The organism is Streptomyces sp. ICN903 (assembly GCF_022015835.1).
GTDB lineage: Bacteria > Actinomycetota > Actinomycetes > Streptomycetales > Streptomycetaceae > Streptomyces > Streptomyces fenghuangensis.
Window position 1 is genome coordinate 1 of the sequence record NZ_JAKMAY010000461.1, and the last position, 3103, is coordinate 3103.

Sequence of the window (3103 nt, forward strand, 5' to 3'; positions counted from 1 at the left end):
GCCCGGAGCCCGGGGTCGCCGGCCCGGGCCGGGGCGGAGGCGTGGCGTCACGCCCGTTTCCTCCCCGTCGTGTACCCGGGGTCGTCCGGGAGGCGGCGGGATCGGGGGACTCTTCCCCGACGTGAGGGATGAGACGGCCGTCAGGCTGTGAAACGCAGGCCGTTTCCGCGTGCTGCCTTGTGAAGTGCGACACAGAAGGTTTGAAGGCGATGCTTCCAAGGCGGAGGCGGGCGGAGCGGATCGATGGGGGGCGGGCGAGTGCGTGGTGCGACTCGTGCCCGCGGCCGGAGGGCCGGCCGGGAGCCGGCCGCGGGGCCGTCAGTAGCTCCACCAACTCCCCTCGGAGGGCTGCGGGATCCAGGTGTAGATGCCGCTCTCGGCGGGGCCGCGCCGCCAGACCGCCCTCACGCGGTCGGCCGGGTACTCCTCCAGGCAGTCCCACACGCCCAGGGCGTCGGTGTCCTCGATGACGATCTGGCCGTCGGCGGTGCGTCCGGCGCGCCCGGCCTCGACCAGCCTCTCCCGGCCATCCGTGAGTTGCAGCTTGAAGACGGCCATCCCTGATGCCTTTCCCCCGGCGGGACCGCCGTACGGTGGCGGCGGACCGCGGGTCTCTGCGGTGCGGTTGGGGGCGGCCACCCCCGAGGCTCCGGACGACGACGGAGCGGTGGCCCCGGAGGTGGCGTGGAAGCAGGCCGACCATGTCGGCGAGCAGCTTTACTCTAACGCAGGGGGAGGGTTGCACCACTTCCTCGCACCCCGGTGGAGGCGTCCGAACGGGGAACGGAAGCGGGAAGCGAGGGGGCGACGGTGAACGGACGGGAACCGGTGCGCGTACGGGAGGCGGCCGAGGCGGACCTGGAGGCCGTGGCGGCACTGCGGGTGCGGGGCTGGCGGTACGCGTACCGCCATCTGATGTCCCGTGAGTACCTGGAGGGAATGGACGCCGCCGCGTACGCCGCCCGGCGCCGGGAGGGCTTCGCCGCGACGCGGGAGACGGTCACCGACCTGGTCGCGGTGGACGGCGGCGGCCGTATCACCGGCTGGGCCGCCCTCGGCCCGTGCCGGGGGGAGGACGGCGGCAGCGGCGGCGGTGGGTGCGAGGAGGGCGAGGACTGCCGCGACGGCGAGCTGTACGCCCTGTACGTGGAGCCGGAACTCATCGGCTCGGGTCTCGGGCGCGCGCTGCTGGCCGAGGTGGTGCGGCGGGCGGACGCGCGCCGGATGCGCCGGCTGCGGCTGTGGGTGGCGGAGGGCAACGAGCGGGCCCGCCGCTTCTACGCGGCGGCGGGCTTCGCCCCGGACGGGGCGAGGTCGCTCTTCGACGCGGGAGGGACGCCCGTGGCCGAGGTGCGCTACACGCGCGAGCCGGGCGGGGCGGGCCTCACAGCAGGGTGAGCTGCGTCGGGCCCGGCTCGGGCTCGGGGGCGCACCGGGGCTCGGGGACGCCCCGGTGCGCCCCCGGCCGGGACGGCCCGATGCCGTACTCCTCGGCCAGTTCGTGCACCTGCCGGGTGATCCGGCGCTGGTACCAGTGCGGGGCGTAGGCGCCGTCGGCGTACAGCCGCTCGTAGTGGCCCACCAGGCCGGGGTGGTGCCGGGCCAGCCAGGCGGTGAACCACTCGCGCGCGCCCGGCCGCAGGTGCAGGGCCAGTGGCGTGACGGAGGTCGCGCCCGCCGCCGCGATCGCCCGCACCGTCGCACGGAGCTCGTCGGGACCGTCGGAGAGGAACGGGATCACCGGGGCCATCAGCACCCCGCAGCCGATGCCGTGGTCGGTGAGGGCGCGCACCACCTCCAGGCGCCGTTCGGGGGCGGGGGCGCCGGGCTCGACGGTGCGCCACAGCTCCTCGTCCAGGAAGGCCACCGACACCGAGACGCCCACCTCGGCCACCGCTCCGGCCGAGCGCAGCAGGTCCAGGTCGCGCAGGATCAGGGTGCCCTTGGTGAGGATGGAGAACGGGTTGGCGTGGTCGCGCAGGGCGGTCAGGATGCCGGGCATCAGCCGGTAGCGGCCCTCGGCGCGCTGGTAGCAGTCGACGTTGGTGCCCATGGCTATGTGGTGGCCCGGCCAGCGCGGGGAGGCCAGTTCCCGGCGCAGCAGCCGGTCGGCGTTGGTCTTCACCACGATCTGGGTGTCGAAACCGGTCCCGGTGTCCAGGTCCAGATAGCCGTGGCTGCGGCGGGCGAAGCAGTACACGCACGCGTGGGAGCAGCCCCGGTAGGGGTTGACGGTCCACTCGAACGGCATCCGGGAGGCGCCCGGCACCCGGTTGATGATCGAACGGGCCCGCACCTCGTGGAAGGTGACGCCCCTGAACTCCGGGGTGTCGACCGTGCGTGTGACCACGTCGGAGCCGAAGAGGGCGGCGGTGCCGCTCGCGTCCGGTGTGTCCCGGTGCAGATTGTCCCAGCGCATGCGACCTCCTCGTTCGGTCCGCACAAGAATAGAACATCTGTTCCCATCGGTGGTAACCCCGATTTGGGCGGGCGCGTCACGGGTGGTTGGCTGGCGTCAGCGGTCCCGCCGTGACGGCCGGCCGTCACGGCGGGACCGCAGGACCACCAGGATCACCAGGACTCCCAGGGGAGCAGCCATGGCGCAGGTCGAATCCACCACGCAGCGCGAGATCGCGGCCCGCCCGGAGGACGTGTTCGACGCGCTCGCCGACTACAGCGGCACCCGGGGCAGGCTGCTGCCCGGGCAGTTCGGCGAGTACGAGGTGCGCGAGGGCGGCGACGGCAAGGGCACGCTCGTCCACTGGAGGCTTCAGGCCACCTCCAAGCGGGTCCGCGACTGCCTGATGGAGGTGGACGAGCCCATGGAGGGCCAACTGGTCGAACGCGACCGCAACTCCTCGATGGTCACCACCTGGACCGTCACCCCGGGCTCGGCCGAGGGCGCCTCACGGGTCACCGTCACCACCGTCTGGGAGGGCGCGGGCGGCGTCGGCGGCTTCTTCGAGCGAGCCTTCGCCCCCAAGGGGCTCGCCCGCATCCACGACGAGCTGCTAGCCAACCTCGCCGCCGAGGTCGAGGGCCGTACGGGCGCCTGACTGCCCGCCGCCCCGACCCGCCGCCCCTGCCCCGACCTGCCGTGTTC

General features: G+C 73.8%; 4 protein-coding genes. 2 read left to right on the forward strand and 2 right to left on the reverse strand.

All coding sequences use genetic code 11. The annotated features are described in order from the left end of the window. Positions 1 to 318 precede the first annotated feature (318 nt). Positions 319 to 558 carry a hypothetical protein gene (locus tag L7D48_RS27675; protein ID WP_093660023.1) on the reverse strand — a complete coding sequence of 80 codons (240 nt, stop codon included), beginning with the start codon at positions 556 to 558 and terminating at the stop codon, positions 319 to 321. Between the two features lie 252 nt (positions 559 to 810). On the opposite strand from L7D48_RS27675, the gene L7D48_RS27680 reads away from it, so the two are divergent. After that, positions 811 to 1398 carry a GNAT family N-acetyltransferase gene (locus tag L7D48_RS27680; protein ID WP_237883666.1) on the forward strand — a complete coding sequence of 196 codons (588 nt, stop codon included), beginning with the start codon at positions 811 to 813 and terminating at the stop codon, positions 1396 to 1398. On the opposite strand, the gene L7D48_RS27685 is transcribed toward L7D48_RS27680, so the two are convergent. Next, the gene (locus L7D48_RS27685) at positions 1385 to 2419 is read right to left on the reverse strand and encodes an Rv2578c family radical SAM protein (RefSeq protein ID WP_237883668.1); all 1035 of its coding nucleotides are present in this window, start codon (positions 2417 to 2419) and stop codon (positions 1385 to 1387) included. The two genes, L7D48_RS27680 and L7D48_RS27685, sit on opposite strands and share 14 nt — an antisense overlap. A 178-nt stretch (positions 2420 to 2597) precedes the next feature. On the opposite strand from L7D48_RS27685, the gene L7D48_RS27690 reads away from it, so the two are divergent. Beyond that, the gene (locus L7D48_RS27690; RefSeq protein WP_237883670.1) at positions 2598 to 3056 is read left to right on the forward strand and encodes an SRPBCC family protein; all 459 of its coding nucleotides are present in this window, start codon (positions 2598 to 2600) and stop codon (positions 3054 to 3056) included. Positions 3057 to 3103 lie beyond the last annotated feature (47 nt).

Bases quoted from the DNA above. Each gene is read 5' to 3' on its own strand.
- L7D48_RS27675 (WP_093660023.1), bottom strand. From the start codon at position 558: ATGGCCGTCTTCAAGCTGCAACTCACGGATGGCCGGGAGAGGCTGGTC.
- L7D48_RS27685 (WP_237883668.1), bottom strand. From the start codon at position 2,419: ATGCGCTGGGACAATCTGCACCGGGACACACCGGACGCGAGCGGCACC.
- L7D48_RS27690 (WP_237883670.1), top strand. From the start codon at position 2,598: ATGGCGCAGGTCGAATCCACCACGCAGCGCGAGATCGCGGCCCGCCCG.